The organism is Microcoleus sp. B5-D4, from assembly GCF_036705145.1.
Taxonomy (GTDB): Bacteria; Cyanobacteriota; Cyanobacteriia; order Cyanobacteriales; family Microcoleaceae; genus Microcoleus.
Genome location: NZ_JAUBTV010000013.1, coordinates 1 through 19,800 on the forward strand (window position 1 = coordinate 1; position 19,800 = coordinate 19,800).

Annotated in this window: 16 protein-coding genes; 5 read left to right on the forward strand and 11 right to left on the reverse strand. The window is 46.6% G+C overall.

Features of this window, described 5'->3' with window-relative positions:
- Positions 1-168: 168 nt before the first annotated feature.
- The 5 genes from QUB10_RS08855 to QUB10_RS08875 form a co-directional block, all read right to left on the reverse strand.
- Positions 169-792 (reverse strand): heme-copper oxidase subunit III, encoded by a 624-nt coding sequence (locus tag QUB10_RS08855; RefSeq protein ID WP_333201321.1) that lies wholly within the window; start codon positions 790-792, stop codon positions 169-171.
- 143 nt (positions 793-935) lie between these two features.
- Complete coding sequence (gene ctaD, locus QUB10_RS08860; RefSeq protein ID WP_333201323.1) at positions 936-2,741, reverse strand: cytochrome c oxidase subunit I; 1,806 nt, start codon at positions 2,739-2,741, stop codon at positions 936-938.
- Positions 2,742-2,819: 78 nt separating this feature from the next.
- Positions 2,820-3,821, reverse strand: coding sequence for a cytochrome c oxidase subunit II (locus QUB10_RS08865; protein ID WP_333055530.1), 1,002 nt, complete (start codon positions 3,819-3,821; stop codon positions 2,820-2,822).
- Positions 3,822-4,042: 221 nt separating this feature from the next.
- Positions 4,043-4,801, reverse strand: a complete 759-nt coding sequence (locus QUB10_RS08870) for a class I SAM-dependent methyltransferase (protein ID WP_333201326.1) — start codon at positions 4,799-4,801, stop codon at positions 4,043-4,045.
- Between the two features lie 104 nt (positions 4,802-4,905).
- Entirely contained in the window at positions 4,906-5,919 is a 1,014-nt protein-coding gene (locus tag QUB10_RS08875) for an LD-carboxypeptidase (protein ID WP_333201328.1), read from the reverse strand.
- 194 nt (positions 5,920-6,113) lie between these two features.
- Here QUB10_RS08875 and QUB10_RS08880 point away from each other — a divergent pair, with 194 nt between their 5' ends.
- Together QUB10_RS08880 and QUB10_RS08885 are read left to right on the forward strand one after the other, a co-directional pair.
- Positions 6,114-7,547 carry a carotenoid oxygenase family protein gene (locus QUB10_RS08880; protein ID WP_333201330.1) on the forward strand — a complete coding sequence of 478 codons (1,434 nt, stop codon included), beginning with the start codon at positions 6,114-6,116 and terminating at the stop codon, positions 7,545-7,547.
- 712 nt (positions 7,548-8,259) lie between these two features.
- Complete coding sequence (locus tag QUB10_RS08885) at positions 8,260-9,081, forward strand: SDR family NAD(P)-dependent oxidoreductase (protein WP_333201331.1); 822 nt, start codon at positions 8,260-8,262, stop codon at positions 9,079-9,081.
- A 506-nt stretch (positions 9,082-9,587) separates the two neighbouring features.
- Here QUB10_RS08885 and QUB10_RS08890 read toward each other — a convergent pair.
- Complete coding sequence (locus tag QUB10_RS08890) at positions 9,588-12,407, reverse strand: tetratricopeptide repeat protein (protein ID WP_333201333.1); 2,820 nt, start codon at positions 12,405-12,407, stop codon at positions 9,588-9,590.
- Positions 12,408-12,558: 151 nt separating this feature from the next.
- Here QUB10_RS08890 and QUB10_RS08895 point away from each other — a divergent pair, with 151 nt between their 5' ends.
- Positions 12,559-12,822, forward strand: coding sequence for a hypothetical protein (locus QUB10_RS08895; protein ID WP_333201335.1), 264 nt, complete (start codon positions 12,559-12,561; stop codon positions 12,820-12,822).
- Between the two features lie 292 nt (positions 12,823-13,114).
- Here the strand turns inward: QUB10_RS08895 and tsaB are convergent, their stop codons facing one another.
- Both tsaB and QUB10_RS08905 read right to left on the reverse strand, forming a co-directional pair.
- Positions 13,115-13,954, reverse strand: coding sequence for a tRNA (adenosine(37)-N6)-threonylcarbamoyltransferase complex dimerization subunit type 1 TsaB (gene tsaB / locus QUB10_RS08900; protein ID WP_333201337.1), 840 nt, complete (start codon positions 13,952-13,954; stop codon positions 13,115-13,117).
- A 2-nt stretch (positions 13,955-13,956) separates the two neighbouring features.
- Positions 13,957-15,669, reverse strand: a complete 1,713-nt coding sequence (locus tag QUB10_RS08905) for a serine/threonine-protein kinase (protein ID WP_333201339.1) — start codon at positions 15,667-15,669, stop codon at positions 13,957-13,959.
- A 65-nt stretch (positions 15,670-15,734) separates the two neighbouring features.
- Here QUB10_RS08905 and QUB10_RS08910 point away from each other — a divergent pair, with 65 nt between their 5' ends.
- Entirely contained in the window at positions 15,735-15,893 is a 159-nt protein-coding gene (locus QUB10_RS08910) for a hypothetical protein (RefSeq protein WP_333201341.1), read from the forward strand.
- A 74-nt stretch (positions 15,894-15,967) separates the two neighbouring features.
- Here QUB10_RS08910 and QUB10_RS08915 read toward each other — a convergent pair whose 3' ends face one another.
- On the reverse strand, positions 15,968-16,216 hold the full coding sequence (locus QUB10_RS08915; RefSeq protein WP_006632635.1) for a Ycf34 family protein: 249 nt from the start codon (positions 16,214-16,216) through the stop codon (positions 15,968-15,970).
- Between the two features lie 108 nt (positions 16,217-16,324).
- On the opposite strand from QUB10_RS08915, the gene QUB10_RS08920 reads away from it, so the two are divergent.
- Complete coding sequence (locus tag QUB10_RS08920) at positions 16,325-17,578, forward strand: CCA tRNA nucleotidyltransferase (RefSeq protein ID WP_333201343.1); 1,254 nt, start codon at positions 16,325-16,327, stop codon at positions 17,576-17,578.
- 257 nt (positions 17,579-17,835) lie between these two features.
- On the opposite strand, the gene QUB10_RS08925 is transcribed toward QUB10_RS08920, so the two are convergent.
- Together QUB10_RS08925 and QUB10_RS08930 are read right to left on the reverse strand one after the other, a co-directional pair.
- Positions 17,836-18,183: a DUF952 domain-containing protein gene (locus QUB10_RS08925; RefSeq protein WP_333201345.1), complete on the reverse strand. Its 348-nt coding sequence runs from the start codon at positions 18,181-18,183 to the stop codon at positions 17,836-17,838.
- Between the two features lie 19 nt (positions 18,184-18,202).
- A complete protein-coding gene (locus QUB10_RS08930; RefSeq protein ID WP_333201347.1) occupies positions 18,203-19,795 on the reverse strand; it encodes a CocE/NonD family hydrolase in 1,593 nt (530 codons plus the stop codon).
- Between the last annotated feature and the right edge of the window lie 5 nt (positions 19,796-19,800).

Here is a 19,800-nt window from a genome sequence, read left to right on the forward strand (position 1 = left end):
CCCGTCCTTTTTGGACGGGCGGGACGCCCATCCCACAATAACAATTAAAATTGTAAGTTATTTAATTCGCGATCCTATGAAAGTCGATCGCACTTTCCAAACAATAAAAAAACCCCCAATTGGGGGTCATACAAATCTCTTGTGGCAGAGGTTAAAAAGCCTCTGGGATCACAAAATATACAGTAACAGAAACAAAACAATCCAAATCACATCGACAAAGTGCCAGTAAATCTCAGTCGCTTCGATGCCGAAGTGGTGCTCGCTAGAATAGTGACCTTGCGCGCGCGATCGCCACACCACACCGGCCATCAGGAGCACTCCAAACGTAACGTGCAAGCCGTGAAAAGCAGTCAAAACGTAAAAGCAACTGGCATACAAATTCGTCGTCAAGCCAAACTCTAAATGAGTGTATTCGTAAACCTGACCTGCCAAGAAAACTGCGCCCATAGCAATAGTTACGAGCAACCAATTCCGCATTCCGGTGGCATCATTCTTTTTGATTGCAGTATCAGCATTGTGAATCACAAAACTGCTAGCAATCAAAATCACCGTATTAATTCCCGGCAGCAATAACTCTCGCCCCGGCGTACCTTCAGGAGGCCACACGGGGGCCATCGCCCGATAAATCAAATAGGCGGCAAACATACCGAAAAATATCATGCCTTCAGCGCACAGGAAGACAATTACACCTAACATTCGGTGGTCGGGATGCTCGACACCGTGTGCTTCTACTTCGCCCTCGTGGTGGTAATTTAGGGCTGTTTTTGTCGGATCGATCGCTGGAATTTGCATAAGAAATTGGTAATGAAGAAGTCAGTTGTCAGTTGTCAGTTGTCAGTTGTCAGTTGGCATTAGTCATCAGTCATTAGTTAACAGTCAACCGTCAACCGTCAACCGTCAACAATTCCCAATGACTAATGCCTGATGACTAATAACTATTCGCCATCTTGACTTTCATCAGCAGGAGAATCAACATCTATCTCTGATTCAGGAGCGACCAAAGTGGCAGTACCGCCAAAGAAAGTTGAAGCTTGAGCCTCCGCAATAGGAATACCTGTTTTCTGGGCGTTGCGAGTGGCATTTTCCCTCAACTTAAGTCTGAGACGTTCCCCTGTATTCTGAATTTTTTCCATGCCGTAATCGTAAGGCCCCGTTGCCAATACCGGCACTCCTTCAAAATTTTCGATCGGGGGCGGCGAAGTCGTCATCCATTCCAAACTCAAAGCTTGCCAAGGATTGTCACCTGCTTTCGGGCCATATCTCCAGCTCCAAATCACATTAATGATAAACGGGATTGTAGACACTGCCAGCATATAAGCACCGACAGTACAAATGACATTAATTGTGGTAAATTTCGGGTCGTACATTGCCACCCGCCGGGGCATTCCTTGCATACCCAAAGCGTGCATCGGCAGGAAAGTTACAGTAAAGCCCACATAGGTTAAAACAAAGTGAACTCTACCCCAAAATTCATTAATCATCCGCCCCGTCATTTTGGGGAACCAGTGGTAAAAAGCAGCGTAAATTCCAAACACTGAGCCGCCAAACAGCACGTAGTGTAGGTGAGCGACGACAAAATAAGTGTCGTGAACGTGAATGTCGAAAGGTACGGAAGCTACCATGATCCCGGTGATGCCGCCGAGGACAAATGTTGAGATAAAACCCATCCCAAATAGCATCGCGCTGACAAGCCGGAGTTTTCCTCCCCAAATAGTTGCCAACCAGCTAAATATTTTAATCCCAGTTGGTACGGCGATGATCATAGTTGTGATCATAAAAAACATCCGCAGCCAGCCGGGAGTGCCGCTGGTAAACATATGGTGCGCCCACACGATCAAGCCTAAAAAGCTGATAGCGAGACTCGAATATGCGATCGCCAAATAACCAAAAATTGGCTTGCGGGAATGCACCGGCAAAACTTCTGAAATCACCCCGAAAAAGGGCATAATCATAATGTAAACTGCCGGGTGCGAATAAAACCAGAATAAATGCTGGTAGACGATGGGATCGCCGTTGCCAGTCGGGTTAAAAAATGCCGTCCCCGCTAACAAGTCAAACGACAGCAAAATCAAAGCTGCTGCTAAGACTGGAGTAGCAATCAAAGTCAGCGCTGAAGTCGCAATCATCGCCCAGCAAAACAAGGGCATATCATTGAGACCCATGCTGGGAACGCGCATGGTAAAGATGGTAATGGCAAAATTTACCGCCCCCAAAATCGAAGAAGTTCCCAGAATCAAAACGCTGAGAATCCAAATTTCTTCTCCGGCTTGAGCCGTAACTAAGCTCAAAGGCGGATAGGAAGTCCAACCCGCCTGTGGAGCTCCTACCAAAAAACTGCTCAATAGCAACACGCCGCCTACGGGAATCATCCAAAAGGCAACGGCATTTAGCCGGGGAAATGCCATGTCTTTGGCCCCGATCATTAAGGGTATCAAAAAGTTAGCAAATCCGGCTCCGGCGGGTACAATCCACAGGAAGATCATCACCGTCGCGTGAACAGTAAATAAACTGTTATAGAGTTCGGGGGTGACAAAATCGGAGTCGGGGGTGGCGAGTTCTGTTCGCACCAAAGTTGCCATTACGCCGCCGATTAGATAGAAAATAAATGTTGTGACTAGGTATTGAATACCGATGACTTTGTGGTCGGTATTAAAAGTGAAGTAGTCGCGCCAATGTCTATCGGCGGGCGCTGTTCCGCGAGCCTCAGTGTTTGCACTTTCTTGGAACTGTGCTTGTGTCATAGTTATTAGTCATTAGTTATTAGTCATTAGTTATTAGCTCAGGGTCAAAGACCCAGTGCCAGGAACTAATGACTATTTTTAGTGATGAGTTGGGTGAAGTTGTTCTAGGGTTTCGGAATTAATTTTTATTTCCCTGACGTAGGGAGCCAAAAATTCACCGTCTGACAATTCCCCTGGATTGACTGCAACTGCTTGCTCTAAGTTTTGACTGCTAGCAACTTGCTGTTCTTGCAGCCAACTGTCGAATTCTTCGGGCGTGTGAACGACTGCTACAGCTTTCATCGCTCCGTGATAAGCGCCGCACAATTCAGCACAAACAACCCGGTATTCGCCGGTTTTAGTTGGTGTAAATCTCAGTTCGCTCGGCCGGCCGGGAATTGCATCTTGTTTGAGGCGAAATTCCGGCAGCCAAAATGCGTGCAGCACGTCTTGAGCTGAGATATTTAGCTGTACGTCGCGGTTTGCTGGCATATGCAGTTCGCCGGAACTAACGCCGCTTTCTGGATAGCTAAAAATCCAGGCGTACTGCAAACCTGTGACATTTACAACTAAGTCTGCTGGTTTGTCTTCATTTTCTGGGGAAGCGCCGACGCCTAGAGCAACAAGTTTTCTAGACGGAATTTGAGGGGCGTTTTGGGGTGTATCTGAGAGTGTGGCTGCGATCGCACTTCCCCGCATTTTAGAGTGCGCTTGCATCGTGCCGTGGTCATGATTGCCCATCGGATCGAGGCCTCCCATTGAGTTGTAAATCTCAAAACTGTAGACTCCGATTCCTAAAATAATCACCGCTGGCACGGCTGTCCAAAGAATTTCTAAGGGAAAGTTGTCATGCCAAGGCGGCCCGTCTGTGTTGTCTCCTTGACGGCGGCGATATTTAATTGCAGCAACGATGAGAATTCCTTGGACCATGATAAATAGTCCAGTGGAAATGGTCATCATTGTATTGAAAAGTGCGTCTATGTCGGATGCTTCGTCAGAGGCGGCGATCGGCATCAAACCGTGATTCTGCCCGTACCAGAGACTGATCAGAGTCACTCCGATGCCGGCGAGCATGGTGAGGATGGAACTTGGAATGTTCACGCTGGTACTTCTTAATAGCGACACTTCTTCGCTTGAAAAATGAAGGAAGCGCCTCTGGGTTATCAATTTTTAATTGTAAATGGTATTTTTAGTAAAATGTCTCTCTTAAGGGTTACTTAAGGCTTAGAATTTTTGACCGATCGCCTGCGCGCATCAAAAATACGTCTTTTGTACCTTGACAAAACTCAGTAAAAATGGTAGACAATCGCTCTATTTGGCTGCTAAATTTGAGATTTTTTCTCAAACACCATCAAATGCTGCTGGGGCAACATATCTTTTGTCTCTTTCCATACTAAACCGACGGCGGCCATTTCTTTTTTTACCTGCTTCTGCGTCATTTTGTGCAAACCTTTAATGGGAATCAGCGGGTTTTCGCCCCGATACTCGATCGATACCGTGCGGCCTCCCGGTTTAAGTGCTTTCACAATTCCTTGCATCATTTCTCTGGGATATGCAAATTCGTGATAAGCATCGACCATCACAACTAAATCCACGCTGTTTTCCGGTAAATTCGGATTGTCGATACTTCCCAAAACTGGCTCAACGTTAGCAATATTTTTTTCTTGTTTATTCAATTTAATAAAATTAATCATTTCCGGCTGCACGTCAACTGCCAAAACCTTTCCTTCTGGAACTAAGGGAGCGAGGCGAAAGCTAAAATATCCCGTTCCCGCTCCAATGTCTGCTACAATATCGGTTGGTTTTAAATCGAGATTGTTCACTAACCGAGCTGATTTTTCTTCCATGCCGCGGGACGGTCTTTCCAGCCAACTAGCGCCTTGGTATCCCATGACTTGAGCAATTTCTCGACCCATGTAAAATTTGCCGATTCCGTCGGGATTGTGGACTGTTCGCTGCTGGTAAATTGGGTCGCTGTTAGCGGTTTTACTTGCTGCTGCACAGGCATTGAGTGGCAACAGGCAAAGAATTGTCAAGATTATTGCTGTTAAGGGTTTAATTAATTGTTCAGCTTTTTTCACGATATTTCTGATTTTGTGTTTAAATTTATTTCTCGTTCCCTGGCTCTGCCTGGGAACGCAGATCCAGAGGCTCTGCCTCGGTAATATCCAGAAGAGTTCAAGATTTAATGGACAGCGGATTCTAACAATTTAATTGTACCAGAGTCAGCGTCGATTTCGACTTCTTGGCCGATCGGCAAAGTGAACTGCTCCCGAATGTGTCCCACCATTGAACCATACCACGCAGGAATATTCAAAGGGCGAATGTGGTCGGACAAGACTTGAGGCAAGGTTAGGGACTCTTGGGGTTTTTCAGCTTCGCACTTGGTACACTGTCCGAAAATAAAACCTGATATTTTATCAAGAATGCCCGCTAATTTAAGCTGCGTCAACATTCTATCGATGCGATAAACCTCTTCGCCCACTTCCTCAACAAACAAAATACTATTTTCCCACTGCGGTAAATATGCAGAACCCACCATTGCTGCTATTACTGATAAATTTCCGCCGATGAGTTTTCCCCTAGCTGTGCCGCGCCCGATTGTTTGAACTTGCACGCTTGGGGAGTTTTGCATGGTTATAGAGCCGCCCTCAAACAAAAGTTTTTTGACGTATTTTACTGTCAATGGACTCCAAGTTGACACACCTAAAGGGCCGTGAAAAGTAACTATATTAGTTTTAGCATAAATCGCCAATAATAGCGCCGTAATATCGCTGAATCCCATAATGATTTTGGGATTGTTGCGGATAATATTGTAATCCAGGAGTGGCAATATCCGACCGCAGCCCCAGCCCCCCATTCCGGTAAAAATAGCTCGCACTGAGTCATCGGCAAAGGCTGCGTTGACATCGGCGGCGCGATCGGCATCCTTGCCGGCTAAATAGCCGTAGCGGTCGTAAAAATGCTCTCCCAATTTAACTTTTAAACCCAGGTTATCCAGAACTTTAAAAAATGGCTGCACTTCTTTTTCGTAGTTGAAAGCCGCAGGATTGATTAAAGCTACAGTATCGCCGACTTGCAGGCGGCGCGGCTCGATCGCACTTTTGGGAGATAGGTTGGTTTGGGCGCTTGGCAAAAGCTGAGTACCAATAGCAGTCAGCCCAAAAGTTGTGAGCAGAGCGCGGCGGCGGAGAGTCATAGGTGTTATACCCTTGTTCGATTAAGTGAGGTACAGGTTGAGATTTTAGATTTTAGATTTTAGATTTTAGATTGGGGGATTGAGCAATTGTTAATTCATTGATGAATGGCTCACGCGAGAACTGTTATAGATGGTTTTTGCTATAATTGTATAGCAAAATATCTGTCAGATCAGTTTAAAATTGCGAGTTTCAAATGAAAACAGACACTAAAATCTCAGCTAAAAAATCTTGGGCTAAATCTTTAGCCAGTCCGGCGGCAGAGTTTCCGCTGACTCAGCTATCGGTTAAAACTGGTAAAATTCCCGACGGATTGCGCGGCACTCTCTACCGCAACGGGCCCGGACGTTTGGAACGCGGCGGTGTTGCTGCGGGACACTGGTTTGATGGCGACGGTGCAATTTTGGCAGTACATTTTACCGATGTCGGTGCTACGGCTGTTTATCGCTACGTGCAAACAGCGGGATATCTAGCTGAAGAAAAAGCTGATAAATTTCTCTACAGTAATTATGGCATGACAGCACCGGGCCCTGTGTGGTTGCGGTGGACTAAAACTGTTAAAAATGCGGCCAATACTTCTGTTTTAGCTTTGCCCGATCGCCTTTTAGCTTTGTGGGAAGGTGGCCCGCCTCACCGCCTCGATTTGCAAACCCTGGAAACTCAGGGAACGGACGATTTAGGCAGTTTAGATAGTAAATTTGTTTATTCTGCTCACTGCAAGCGCGACCCGATTACCGGCAATATTTTCAACTTTGGAATTACCAACGGTGCGACTACAAAGTTGAATCTGTATAAAAGCGATTTTACTGGAAAAATCGTGCAACAATCAACAGTTGCTTTAGATGGAATTTACGCGCTCCACGATTTTGTTTTTGCGGAAAAGTATCTGATATTTTTCATCCCGCCGGTGCAAGTCAATTTTTTGCCATTGTTAACGGGAATTAGCAGTTATAGCGAGTCCTTTAAGTGGAAACCGGAGTTAGGTACTCAGATATTAGTTTTTGACTCAGAAACTCTCTCTTTAGTTAGTCGCGGCGAAACCGAACCTTGGTTTCAGTGGCATTTTGCTAATGGTTTTGTGAAGGAAGATGGTTCGGTGGCTGTAGATTTTGTGCGCTTCGCTGACTTTCAAACTAATCAGCGACTGAAAGAAGTACCGACTGGTGAAACTAGCACCGATGCGGAGGGTACTCTTTGCCGAGTGCATCTCAATCCTCTGACGGCGAAAGTGACAGGAATAGAAGAATTGTTGGATAAACCTTGTGAGTTTCCGATCGTACCTGATGCCGAAATAGGGCAAGACGCACGATATATTTATCTGGCAATGTATCGGCCTGACGTTGATATTGTAGCCGAACGTTACGGTGCGATCGGCCGTTTGGACACGCAAAGCCGCAATCTCACAATTGCCGACTGTGGCGAAAATCGCTATCCCGCAGAGCCCATCTACGTTCCAGATATTTCCTCGGAAAAAGGTTGGATAGTAACAGTTATTTATGACGGCAATTCTGACAGCAGCGAAGTCTGGATATTTGACAGCGACGGACTTTCCCGCGAACCTGTTTGCCAGCTAGAATTGCCCGGTGTCATACCTTTGGGCTTTCACGGCACTTGGAAATCGGCAGTCTGAGAAAATTGTAAAGAAGTGTTGCGGAAGATTTATTAAAAATTGTTGCCGCTTCTCCGTCAAGTTGTTAAGGTGTGTGTAGATAGGAAATTCTCATATCTAGGAGGTGTGGAATTGATAATCTGCATTGCTCAATTATCCTGTGCTAATTCGCACGAATCCCCGGCGATTGTAAGTCGCGGTGGCACAGGATATGGTCTGCCTCTGCGGACTAAAAAAAGGGGTAATTAAGCCCCGAACAATGACTAATTCGAGGGGAATATTCCCGGCGAATAAATTCGCGGCTACACAGGCTTGCGTCCGCCTCTGCGGACTGAAGAAAACCAATCCCTGGCGAATAAATTCGCGGCTACACAGGCAAAGTCCACCTCCGCGAACAGAAGAAAAAGCGGTAACAAAGCCCGCTTGGCCATGATTTCCGACTCGGTTTGCCATCTCAGGTTTGTCTGCTTGCATGAGGTTAAATGACCAGATATTTGACTGATTCGTGGCAAACCAAAAGTTTAGTTCAACTCACGCGCACGTTAGCGATTCAACAGTTTTGGGTTTTGAGTTAACCCCACGAATAAATTAGGCTTATCGGAACAAGATAGCCTTTTAAACAATTATGAATTATGAGTTGTTATCGCCAAAACATTCAACTCATAACTAATAATTCACAACTCACAACTCATAACTCCGTGCCGCGATGAGAATCAACCAAAAGGTTTAATCTATGCAACTTCAAGGAAAAACAGCTCTTGTTACAGGAGCTTCGCGCGGAATTGGGCGATCGATCGCCCTGGCATTAGCGAGACAAGGAGTCAAACGTTTGTTGATTGTGGCGCGCAACCGCAAGCAATTAATTGAACTGGCAGAGGAAATCGATGTTTTGGGCACAGAAGTAGTGCCGTTAGCTTTGGATTTAACTCAGTCAGTTGCGGTGAATATTGCGATCGCCCAAGCTTGGCGAGATAGCGGCCCGATTCACCTGCTAGTCAACTGTGCAGGCGTCGCCCACCAAGCATCATTCTTGCGTTCCCCGCTGCCGTTAATCGAGGAAGAAATCGCCTTAAATTTGCTCGGAACCTACACAATTACCCGCTTGATAGCTCGGCGAATGGCGACTCAAAAAGAGGGAACAATCGTCAATGTTTCGAGCTTAATGGGCAAAATTGCCGCTCCGACAATGGCGACTTATTCTGCTACCAAATTTGCCATTTTGGGATTCACCCAAGCTTTACGCAGCGAGTTAACTCAGTACAATGTTCGAGTCACAGCTTTGCTGCCATCTCTAACAGATACCGACATGGTGCGAGACTTGGAACAATTCCGCTGGGTAGTGCCCACAACTCCCGAAAAAGTTGCCCTAGCACTTGTCGCGGGATTGCACAAAGATGCGCCGGAAATCTTGGTAGGATGGCAAAGTCATCTAGCAGTTTGGTGTCACCGAATTGCGCCTTGGTTGCTGGATTTTGTGTTGCGGATGGCGACTCCCGAACTTCGGGATAAATCGCGGGGCCGCAAATTGCGGGAGGCTTTAGCTAGCGGGCGATAAACTTTTTTCTGGGCGGGCTCTTCGGCCATTGGTGTCAACTTAAGCTGTCAGCCCGCCCACCCGTTAGTCCGCCAGTCCGCCAGGGGTTGAAACCCCTGTCTAATAGCTAAAGTCCTCTGAAGAGGACTGGGAAAAAGAATCTTTGACGTTGCTGATTCTGGCGTAGGAATCAACTTTTCGCTTGATGTTACAAAACTGACCATACTTGTTTTATAGCAATTGGGAAATCTGAATTCCTACCTGTATTCAGCAACGCCCAGCAACGCCGAATTTTTAAACTCATTAGTCCTCTTCAGAGGACTTTAGCTATTAGACAGGGAATTCATTCCCTGTCGGACTGTCGGACTGTCGGACTGTCGGACTATCGGACTATCGGACTATCGGACTATCGGACTGTCGGACTGTCGGACTGTCGGACTACGGATTTAACGTTAAGTTGACACCAAGGGGCATTGCCGTGTCCGTACAAGGGCTATGTACTTACTTACCAGCAAAAGTGCTATATATCATTTCCACTCCCCTTGCAAGGTAAAAGCAGCCCAATAATAGGGAGATTTCCATTTTTCCTGCTGCATCATTTCCATCTGCGCCGCCCTCAAAGCAGCAGCCGGCGCTAACTTTTGTTGCACCATGTTTTGATAAAACTTTTGCATTAACAAAGCAGTTCCTTCATCATCCACATTCCACAAACTCACCGCCACCCGCTGCGCCCCCGCATACATAAAACCCCTTGTTAATCCCACCATTCCTTCGCCTTTAACATTCTGTCCCCTGCCCGTCTGACAAGCACTTAAAACCACTAAATTTGCCGCCAGTTTCAAGTTGAAAATATCGGTGAGGCGCAAAAAGCCATTGACAAGATTGCCCTTGTCATCTACCATCGACATCACAATTCCTGAGAGTTCGGGATTTTTGCTGTTGGCAATGCCGTGGGTGGCGAAGTGAACGATTTGATAATTAGCTAAGCTGCCGTCGGTGGCGGTAGTGCGATTGGCATCAAAATCAATCTTTTGACTGCTAGAAGTTGAGGGGAATAAGCTGGATATTGTTTGGGCTTCTTGGCGGGTAAATGCGAGACGTTCGGGCGGCCATCCCCGATTAGAAGCACGAAGCGATTGATTTAAACCGAGGTTGTTTACTTCTAATTTTTCTGTTGTTGCTTGGGTGATTTTTCCTTTAATTCTTTCATCATCTGGGCTGAAAACTGGGTCTGCTAAAATTGCTAAATTTCGGTTCGGTGGTTTTCTATCTCCGTAATTTTGCCTGAGAATGGCGAGAGTTGAGGCGGAAGGCAGGGTGATAATTTCATGTTCGGCAATTAAGGGAACATTGGTGTTTTGTCCAGCGGTTTGGGGAAGAGTTAAAGCCGAAAAAGGGGTATAATGCAGCACGCCGTCGGGAACAATTAATAGGCGTTTATTGCCTAATTGGGCTGCTGCGGGTTGTAAAATCACTTGACCTAGATTTGCACTCGCTTGGGCAACTTGTTGGGGAATATCTCTTTGAACTGGGCTAGTTATTGCTTCTAGGAAGTTCTTAGCTGCTGTTTCAATATCTGCGCGTTTTGGCAATTCATAGCTAGTTAGTCCTGTTGATGTCACAACCCACAAATAACTGCGGTTTGTGCCGAGGGAATACTGCAATAAAATCGTGTTTTCATCGAGAATCTGTTTCTGAATTTCTGGCAGTGTTAAAGGTTGGGGTTGGGTGAGGGCAGCGTAGCGGGGGCTAGCGGTACGAATCTTGGTTTGAAGTTCCTGATATTGTTCCAAAAGTGCGAGGCGCTGTTTGTCGATTTCAGCGATTTTAGTTGCGTTGGGATTGGGGGTGCTGATTGTTTCGATGCGCTGCTTTTCAATGGCATCGAGTTGCTGTTGCAAGCTCTTTTCTTGTTGCAGTAAATCGGGGGAAATACCTTCGCGAATGTTGGCGTTACTTTCAACGAGGAGTTCGAGGAGACTGCGGGCCCTCGAACGTTCGCTGGCTTCTAAGGCTTTTGTATCGTAACCGGATTTAGGATGAGTTTTATGCAGTTGCATTAACAAATCGATGTAGAATTCATAGTAATCCTGTACTGTGGAAAAGTATGAGCTGCGGAGTTCAGGACTGACAATTTTAGTGCGGAGGTTTTCGATGATTTTGAGAGAGGATTCAATATCGTTGAGGGCTTCGGTAAAATTGTTTTGAGCGCGTTTGGCAACAGCTATGTTGTAAAGGGTGATAGCTTCCCCAGCGCGATCGCCAACTGCCCGAAACAGGGGAAGCGACTGGCTGTAATACTCTAGCGCTTTCTGTTTTTCTCCCAATTGTGAGTAGACTACGCCGATGTTGGTGAGGGTGTAAGCTTCTCCGCGGCGATCGTCGGTTGCCCGACTCAGGGAAAGCGACTGGCTGTAATACTCTAGCGCTTTCTGTTTTTCTCCCAATTCTGAGTAGACACTGCCGATGCTGTAAAGGGTGACAGCTTCCCCACGGCGATCGCCTACTGCCTGCACTAGGGAAAGCGACTGGCTGTAATACTCTAGCGCCTTCTGTATTTCTCCCAATTCTGAGTAAACACTGCCGATGCTGGTGAGGGTGTAAGCTTCCCCACGGCGATCACCTACTGCCCGCACTAGGGGAAGCGACTGGCTGTAATACTCTAGCCCTTTCTGTATTTCTCCCAATTCTGAGTAGACTACGCCGATGCTGGTGAGGGTGTAAGCTTCCCAACGGCGATCACCTACTGCCCGAAATAGGGGAAGCGACTGGCTGTAATACTCTAGCCCTTTCTGTTTTTCTCCCAATTGTGAGTAGACTACGCCGATGCTGGTGAGGGTGTAAGCTTCTCCGCCGCGATCGCCGGTTGCCCGAAATAGGGGAAGCGACTGGCTGTAATACTCTAGCGCCTTCTGTTTTTCTCCCAAATCTGAGTAGACTACGCCGATATTGTTGAGGGTGCGAGCTTCCCCACCGCGATCGCCTACTGCCCGCCATAGGGGAAGCGACTGGCCAAAATACTCTAGTGCTTTCTGTTTTTCTCCCAAATCTGAGTAGACACTGCCGATGTTGCTGAGGGTGGTAGCTTCCCCGCGACGATCACCCGCTTTTCGATACAGTTTTAATGCTTCTTCATATTTGACGATCGCACCTCTTAAAGCTTCCTCCGTTCCTTGCTGGGACAGTCGCATCGCCTCTTGGAATGCTGTTTTAGCAGCGTCGTTACTGTTAGTTTGTGCTGTTTGTACGACTTTGCCAACGGGCACGGCTGCTGCCACTGGCTGACTTAACTGAAGCGAAAGTGCGATCGACATACCAGCCAAAAACCATTGAGTGCGATCGAACATAACCACCCTTTTTGTATTTTTGTCGATTTTAGTTACTAGCCTGCTTAGTGTTAAGGCAGGAAGAAGTCAGGGCGATCGGCATTTTTGCTAGAGTTAACGAGTAGGTGCGATTCCCTACGGGATCGCTACGCCGCGCGTACTTTTTCCCAGCATGAACAACATCCTAACTACCCCCGATCCCGTAACAACCCACTGGGATTGCCCCGAATGCGGCGGCACTGGTACCCTCAGCCCAGAAATTTGCCCTGTTTGTCTGGGAGCAAAATACATCGATCTCGCTGCGATAACTAACTGGATGCTCGATTTTATGGAATCTCGCGGCTGCGATCGAGCTGAGATCGATCGATTGCGAACCGAAAGCCCAGACCCCCTAACATTAACTTTTTGCCTCGAAGTTTGTATCGCCCTTAAATAAACAACGATATCAAGTCTACTTAAGGGCTTATCAATCATTTACGGGCATCGAGCATAGGGCATCGAGCATCGGGCATTGTCGGAAAAAAAACGCACTCTACAAGTTGATTTAATTTATATCTTGCATTATTCTAAATTAGCCTTTTAGGAACAGGCAAGATGCCTGTTCCACAAAGAGTAGATTCTCTTGTGGAACAGGCATCTTGCCTGTTCTTGAGAATGGTGCAAGATGTGAGTTTAACTGAAACGAAATAATGCCCAATTCCCTATTCCCAATGCCCAATTCCCTATATTCAGTGTCCCTTAACCGGATGTTGACCGTAAAAAGGCAAAGCATCCGACCAATCAGGACGACTTCCCATTTGCCACTCCAAATAAGCCAATTCCAACACACTAGAAACCGACCATCCCAACTCGCTACCAACTTCAATTAACTGATAAGAATTCCCCCAATTATCCAACTTTTCCTGCCAAGATTCAGGAGTCATCACCGTATCAAGAAACAACTCAGTTAAACCAGAATCTTTGTTAACTGAATAAACCGCCCCAAACAATTGTCCCCGCTGTGCAGGCATTTGCAGCGCTATATCCTCTCTCAAAAGCCCCCCCTTAGCAAGGGGGGGTTGGGGGGGTTCGGTATTCAAAAGCCCCTCCTTAGCAAGGAAAGGTTCTGCACTCAAAAGCCCCCCCTTGCTAAGGGGGGGTTGGGGGGGTTCGGTATTCAAAAGCCCCCCCTTAGCAAGGGAAGGTTCTGCACTCAAAAGCCCCCCCTTAGCAAGGGGGGGTTGGGGGGGTGCCGCCCAAGCGACAGCCGCCAAAGTTGAAATCGCAAAAACCGGAATATCCAACTGTTGAGCCAAAGTCCGCGCCGTCACCATACCCATGCGAGTCCCCGTGAAGCCTCCGGGCCCCTTCGCCACAGCAATAAAAGCCAAATCCGCCCAAGTTTGCGGCTGAATAAACTCGACTAAATACTGATGCAAATGAGTTGCTAAATCGCGATCCAAATTCCAAGTTTGGCAGCGAGAATCCCCGGCAAAATTGCTGATGGCTAAACCGAGTTCGCGACTAGCTGTGTGCAGGGCTAAGCCGTATTTTTTAACTAATGTTCCGTCTTGGGGATTGCTATTCACGATTACTGATAATTTTCCTTAACAAAAAACAGCGGTAAAGCCACAACTAAGCAACCCAAAAGAATGCCAAATATTCCCGTATTTAAAATCCTCGAATTACCCATGCCCCCACTCACCAAAAACAGCACTACTAAACTTGCAAATAAATTTTTGTTGGCAAATTCTTTGTGTTGGGAAACTTGATGCTTCACCGTCATAAAACCCGACGCAACTATTAGGGCGAACCACGAATTAAAAATGACTATTTGAGAGCCAAAGATAAACCAAACTAAGGCAAACATTAGCGCATCTATCCAAAAATCCTGACTTTTCAACTTCGGCAGCCAAAATTCTTGGGTAGTAACAGAGGCCGCCTTCTTGAGTAATTGATTGTGTTGCAGCCGCACGAGTTTGTTTCTCAATTTAATCTTGGGATCGATTTGCAATATTTGCTTCCACTCCGGGCGGCGAGAATTGTTGACTCTTCCCAACAGCTTCACGGCTGCGACTTTATTTAACTGCAAATCGGTGAGTCTGGTGGCAATTATTTGAGATAAGTGCGGATAGTAAACGGGGTTGTCTTCGGTTCTGTTGATGACGATATTGAGCTGTTGCTTGGCTTGACTGACTTGGATTGTAACATTGTACGGGGCGAGATCCTCTTGTAAAGCTTGCTGAATTTCGGCTTGCTCTTGGCGAGTGAAAAGCGACACACCGGGCGCAGGTGTAAGAACCCGTTCTGCGGGCGTTTCCGGCGCGTCTAGCACCGGCTGTGCGTCTAAATACACCGGTTTGGGGTTCAAGTGCCGGATGACTGCTGATGCTGAACTGTAGCGCCGATTGGTGGCACTTTGAAGCATGGTGTCGAGGATGCGGCCGAAATCATCGCTAACAGCGGTTTTCAAATAATTTCGCCAAGCCCAAGAATCCTCTGTACTGTCGAACAAATCGAAGGGAGGAATTTCTGTCAGCAAGTGAATGCAGGTAACGCCCAAACTGTAAATATCGCTGGCAAAAACTGCTTTTCCCATCAATTGTTCTGGGGCTGTATAAGCAGCACTGCCGATGATTGTACCTGTTTGCGGCAATCCGGTTGCTGTTACTTTCTTAGCTGCACCAAAGTCTACTAAAACAATATCTTTTTGGAAAGGAGAGGGTTGATAGGAAGTTTCTAAGACGGGTAAAGGAGTTGGAGATAGTCGGCGGCGAATGATATTTTCTGGTTTGATATCGCGGTGAATGACTTTGGATTTGTGGACGAAGTGGAGCACTGGCAATAAATCGTTGAGGATTTGCCGAATTTGAGTTTCGGTGAATGCTCCTTTTTGTTCTAATTCTCTGGCTAGGTTTTTGCCGTCTATAAATTCTTGTACTAAATACTGTCTCCCGTCTTGTTCAAAATGCGCGATTAATTCGGGAATCTGGGGATGTTTTCCCAAGGTTTGTAGCTGGGCTGCTTCTTGGTGAAATAGTTGAGCGGCTTTTTCGGCTGCGGTATTTTGCTGCAAAAATTGCTTGATTACGCACTGCGAAAAAATCAGGGGTTTGGTTTCATCAACTGCTAGAAATGTTCGGCCAAAGCCTCCTTGCCCGATCGGCTTTATGGTTCGGTAGCGAGATGCTGATGGCGTTTCTGAATCAAGAGTTAACAACAAATTGGAGCCGCAACTTTGGCACAATTCTGCATCCCCTGGGTTTTGCGGATTCTGACAAGTTGGGTTTAAGCAATAGCACATTGGATTTTAGATTTTAGATTTTAGATTTTAGATTTGTAATTGGGAATGGGAATGGGGAATGGGGAATGGGGCATCGGGCATCGGGCATCGGGCATTGGGCATCGGGCATCGGGAATTGGGCATCGGGAATTGGGAATTGGTTATTGGTTGTTATCGCCAACAACTCACAAAAAACCTATAAAAAACAACAAATAGCAACCAACCAACAACCAACAAATAACTAATGACTAATGACTACTGACTAATGACTAATGACTACTGACTAATGACTACTGACTACTGACTAATGACTTCTTCCTTAAGTCGGGACGAGTTCGCCTGGCCGCAATTTTGCCCATTTGCCGGTCTCTTGCTTGAAACTTTGACAGCCAACTACATCCCATTCCATTTCAATTTCGTCTTGGCGGGGGCGGATGTTGACGTTGATGGTGGGTTCTACGGGGTCGAAATCGGGTGTTTCGGTGAGGTGAAGCTGTTCGTGCTGTTCTTCTACGGCGTGGTAGGTGAAGCAGCGGTCTACATAGTGGCAGTTAATACAAATACACATTCTTGATATCCTCTGTGCATTTCAAAAAGATTGGTGAAATTTGAGCTTTCTGTTAATCTAGCGTAGCAAGAGTTTAATTGTTTGTAAGGAAAGTAGATTTTTGTTGCGATGCCGATTAATTTGCCCTCTTCATTATCTCCTGATACTTGGCCGTTTGATTTGGAACTGCTGACACCGCCTGCTTATTTGGTGGGCGGTGCGGTGCGGGATGCGCTGCTGGGGAGGCGATCGCACTATTTTGATTTAGATTTCGTTATGCTAACACGGGCCGTGAAGACTGCTCGAAAAATTGCCGATCGCACGAAAGGTGGATTTGTCTTGTTGGATGCGGAACGCCAAATTGCGCGGGTGGTGTTTGCGGGCGGTACGGTGGATTTGGCGCAGGCGGAAGGGGGGAGTCTGGAGGGGGATTTGCTGCGCCGAGATTTTCGGATAAATGCGATCGCCTGCAATCCTTTTACCGGAGAAATCATCGATCCTTTGGACGGTCAAACTGATTTGCGGTTGGGTTTGCTGCGGATGATTTCGCGGTCAAATTTGGAGGACGATCCGCTAAGGTTATTAAGAGCTTACCGCCAAGCGGCGCAGTTGGGTTTTGCGATCGAACCTGAAACTCAATCGGCGATTCGGGAATTAGCGCCGCTGTTGAGTCGGGTAGCGGTGGAACGGGTGCGGACGGAATTAGGTTATTTGTTGAGTAATCCTGACGGTGTTCCTTGGATTTGTCGCGGTTGCGAAGACGGTTTGTTTTCGATTTGGTTTGAAAGTGCGATCGACCGTTTTGATATTTTGACAAAAATTGATGCGTCTGCTGCCAAGTTAGCGGCAATTTATCCAGATTTGGGGAGAGAATTTTCGCGATCGATTCGAGATACAATTAAAACGCCTTTGTTGGCGGTTGCGAAGTTGGCTGTTTTGGCAGATTCCGACCCGACAATTGCTGAAACTCAGTTGCTGCGGTTGAAGTACAGCAATGCGGAGATTAAAAGTGCGATCGGGCTTTTGAAATACTTGCCCAAATTGCAAGCAAAACCTATCGCGGAAATGTCTTTGAGAGAACAGTATTTTTTGTTTCGGGATGTGGGAATAGTATTTCCTGTTTTAGCGGTTTTGGCGGTGGCTGCGGGAGTTGCGGTTGAGGATATTTCACTGTTAATTAATCGCTATCTGGATGCTGATGATATTATTGCTCATGCCACACAATTAGTTAGCGGTAATGATTTAATGGAATATTTGAAATTGCCCAGAAGTCCACGCATCGGTCAATTGTTGATGGAGATTCAATTAGCGCGGGTGGAGGGTAGAATTGCGACTCGCGAAGATGCGCTGAAATTGGCGGCAGAGTTGGTTGATGTTAATTGATATTTTGCAGAAATTAGAACGGGCAAGATGCCCGTTCCACAAAAGATAAAATTTCTTGTGGGGAGTAGGGGTTGGGCTTCTAGCCAGCCCTAAAAAGTTAGTATACAATGCTGCCAAATGTGCATATTAACTTAGATATTGCACCATTCTCAATTAGCCTTTTCTTAACAGGCAAGATGCCCGTTCCACAAGACACTTAATTCTCTTGTGGAACGGGCCGGAGAGCCCGTTCTTGAGAATGGTACAAAATGTGCATATTAAACAACATCCCTTAATTCTTCTGGCAGTTCAAACTTGCCATCGGCACCCGGTTCAAACTCAACAACTTTCAACACAGCATCAACATTCAGCGGCCCGTAAATGTGCGGGTAATTCTCACCTGCTGCCAATTCATACTTAAGTTCAGCTTGCACTTTGTCCGAGTCAATCCAAAGCAGCAGCAATCCTGTTTGTCCCACAAAAAATTTATTAGCAGATCTAAGAACTTGTGTCAGAGTCGAACAGTGGATAAATCCTTCAGTATCTAGCGTATCGCCGCGATAGGATTGAACTTGTTTTGCTTCTTCCCACTGTTGACTGCGGGTGATGTGAAAAATAATGCTCATAATTGAATAAGTTCTAGGTTTAATTGACAATTGGCAGCAAAATTTGAGAGGGACAATTCCCGCCACAACTTACTGTCAGCGTGATAATTTTAGCATCCATCGCCCGCGCTTCACCGTCCGGCGCACCCGTTCCCGGATTCACGCCGTAAGCGGGAAAACAAGCCGCACTCAAACTCAGACGCAAGGCATTACCTTTGGCAATTTGCATACAAGTTGCTTGCAGCACAATTCTTACAGGTGTTTCACATAAATTTACCCGCACGTAACCTTGAGTAAAATTGTAGACGCTGCCGCTATCTTTGACCTCGGAAAGTATTGCACACAAATCAAAACTCGGCGCATCTGCTGTACAAAATACTTCGATAATTATATCTCCAGCTAAGCGCAAATCGGCTGTTAGCGGTGCCGAAGTGTAGGTTAACACATCGGTGCGACAGTCAATAGTCGATCGCTCCATCGCACCTGCAGGAAATGCAGCGTGACCTCCCAAGGATGGCACCGGCCGCCAAGGGTCATGTACGAATATATCATCAGTGCAAACATCCGCGCCACTCTCTGTTAAAATACCCGCATCTTCTCTCATGGCGGCAAGTCCGGTACTTGCTAAAAAATAATATTTATGATTATTATTAGGCCATTTATCAAATTTCCGCCAATCATTCCTCCCCATCTCAAATAGCGAAATCTGCCGATCGTCTAATATTCCTGTATCAACTCCTTTGAGGAATTGATCAAACCAGCGAATTTGCAACTCATCCACAGGATTTGAAGCTGCCAAACCATAATCCAACGCTCCAAGTTTTCGCCCCCAAGGTAAATGCGCCCAAGGGCCAATTATCAAATGCTGCGGATAGGAACTCCGGGTCACCATTTCCTTATAAAGATGGATTGTTCCCCGCAAATAAGTATCAAACCAACCACCAATGTGCAGCATCGGTAAGTCTAAATCTTTGATGTTTGGCGATAACTTTTCCCAATAGTCGCTCGGTCGATAATTATGCAACCAATCGTGATAATATGAGTCTGGCGCAAGATTTTTAATAATCTCAGGACGCGCAGGCACGGTATCGTATAGCGGGAGATTTCTCGAAGCTGCATAAAAGGCTTGATAGGCAGAAATATCGGCTTTTAAGCGAGCGGTTTCTGCGGCTAGTTGAATTGCCCAGCCGAGATTTGATTGCAGGCAAAATGCGCCACCTTCATAGGCCCAATCTGCATATAAATTGCAGCCTACCATTGCCGGACAAATTGTGATTAATGCGCTCGGTTTAGCAGCCGCCGCGTAGAGTTGAGTCATTCCTTGGTAGGAAAAACCGTACATTCCGACTTTGCCGTTACTCCCCGGCAGATTAGCAGCCCAATTGACGCTATCAAAACCGTCTTGTGTTTCGCTAACAAATAGGTTAAATTCCCCTTCGGAAGTGCCGCGTCCCCGCACGTCTTGGATGACAACGATGTAGCCGTGTTTGGCGTACCATGCGGGATGGGAATATACTACTGTAGAGGCGAGATCCCTTCCGTAAGGTTGCCGCATTAATAATACTGGAAATTCGCCCTCCGCATCGGGGCGGTAGATGTCAGCATCTAAACGAACCCCATCTTTAGTTAGCATTGACG

What these genes read in the sequence shown, in the direction of transcription:
- QUB10_RS08855 (WP_333201321.1), bottom strand. Translation starts at nt 792, where the DNA reads ATGCAAATTCCAGCGATCGATCCGACAAAAACAGCCCTAAATTACCAC.
- QUB10_RS08930 (WP_333201347.1), bottom strand. Translation starts at nt 19,795, where the DNA reads ATGCTAACTAAAGATGGGGTTCGTTTAGATGCTGACATCTACCGCCCC.
- QUB10_RS08905 (WP_333201339.1), bottom strand. Translation starts at nt 15,669, where the DNA reads ATGTGCTATTGCTTAAACCCAACTTGTCAGAATCCGCAAAACCCAGGG.
- QUB10_RS08910 (WP_333201341.1), top strand. Translation starts at nt 15,735, where the DNA reads ATGGGGCATCGGGCATCGGGCATCGGGCATTGGGCATCGGGCATCGGG.
- QUB10_RS08880 (WP_333201330.1), top strand. Translation starts at nt 6,114, where the DNA reads ATGAAAACAGACACTAAAATCTCAGCTAAAAAATCTTGGGCTAAATCT.
- QUB10_RS08920 (WP_333201343.1), top strand. Translation starts at nt 16,325, where the DNA reads ATGCCGATTAATTTGCCCTCTTCATTATCTCCTGATACTTGGCCGTTT.
- ctaD (WP_333201323.1), bottom strand. Translation starts at nt 2,741, where the DNA reads ATGACACAAGCACAGTTCCAAGAAAGTGCAAACACTGAGGCTCGCGGA.
- QUB10_RS08890 (WP_333201333.1), bottom strand. Translation starts at nt 12,407, where the DNA reads ATGTTCGATCGCACTCAATGGTTTTTGGCTGGTATGTCGATCGCACTT.
- QUB10_RS08885 (WP_333201331.1), top strand. Translation starts at nt 8,260, where the DNA reads ATGCAACTTCAAGGAAAAACAGCTCTTGTTACAGGAGCTTCGCGCGGA.
- QUB10_RS08915 (WP_006632635.1), bottom strand. Translation starts at nt 16,216, where the DNA reads ATGTGTATTTGTATTAACTGCCACTATGTAGACCGCTGCTTCACCTAC.
- QUB10_RS08925 (WP_333201345.1), bottom strand. Translation starts at nt 18,183, where the DNA reads ATGAGCATTATTTTTCACATCACCCGCAGTCAACAGTGGGAAGAAGCA.
- QUB10_RS08895 (WP_333201335.1), top strand. Translation starts at nt 12,559, where the DNA reads ATGAACAACATCCTAACTACCCCCGATCCCGTAACAACCCACTGGGAT.
- QUB10_RS08875 (WP_333201328.1), bottom strand. Translation starts at nt 5,919, where the DNA reads ATGACTCTCCGCCGCCGCGCTCTGCTCACAACTTTTGGGCTGACTGCT.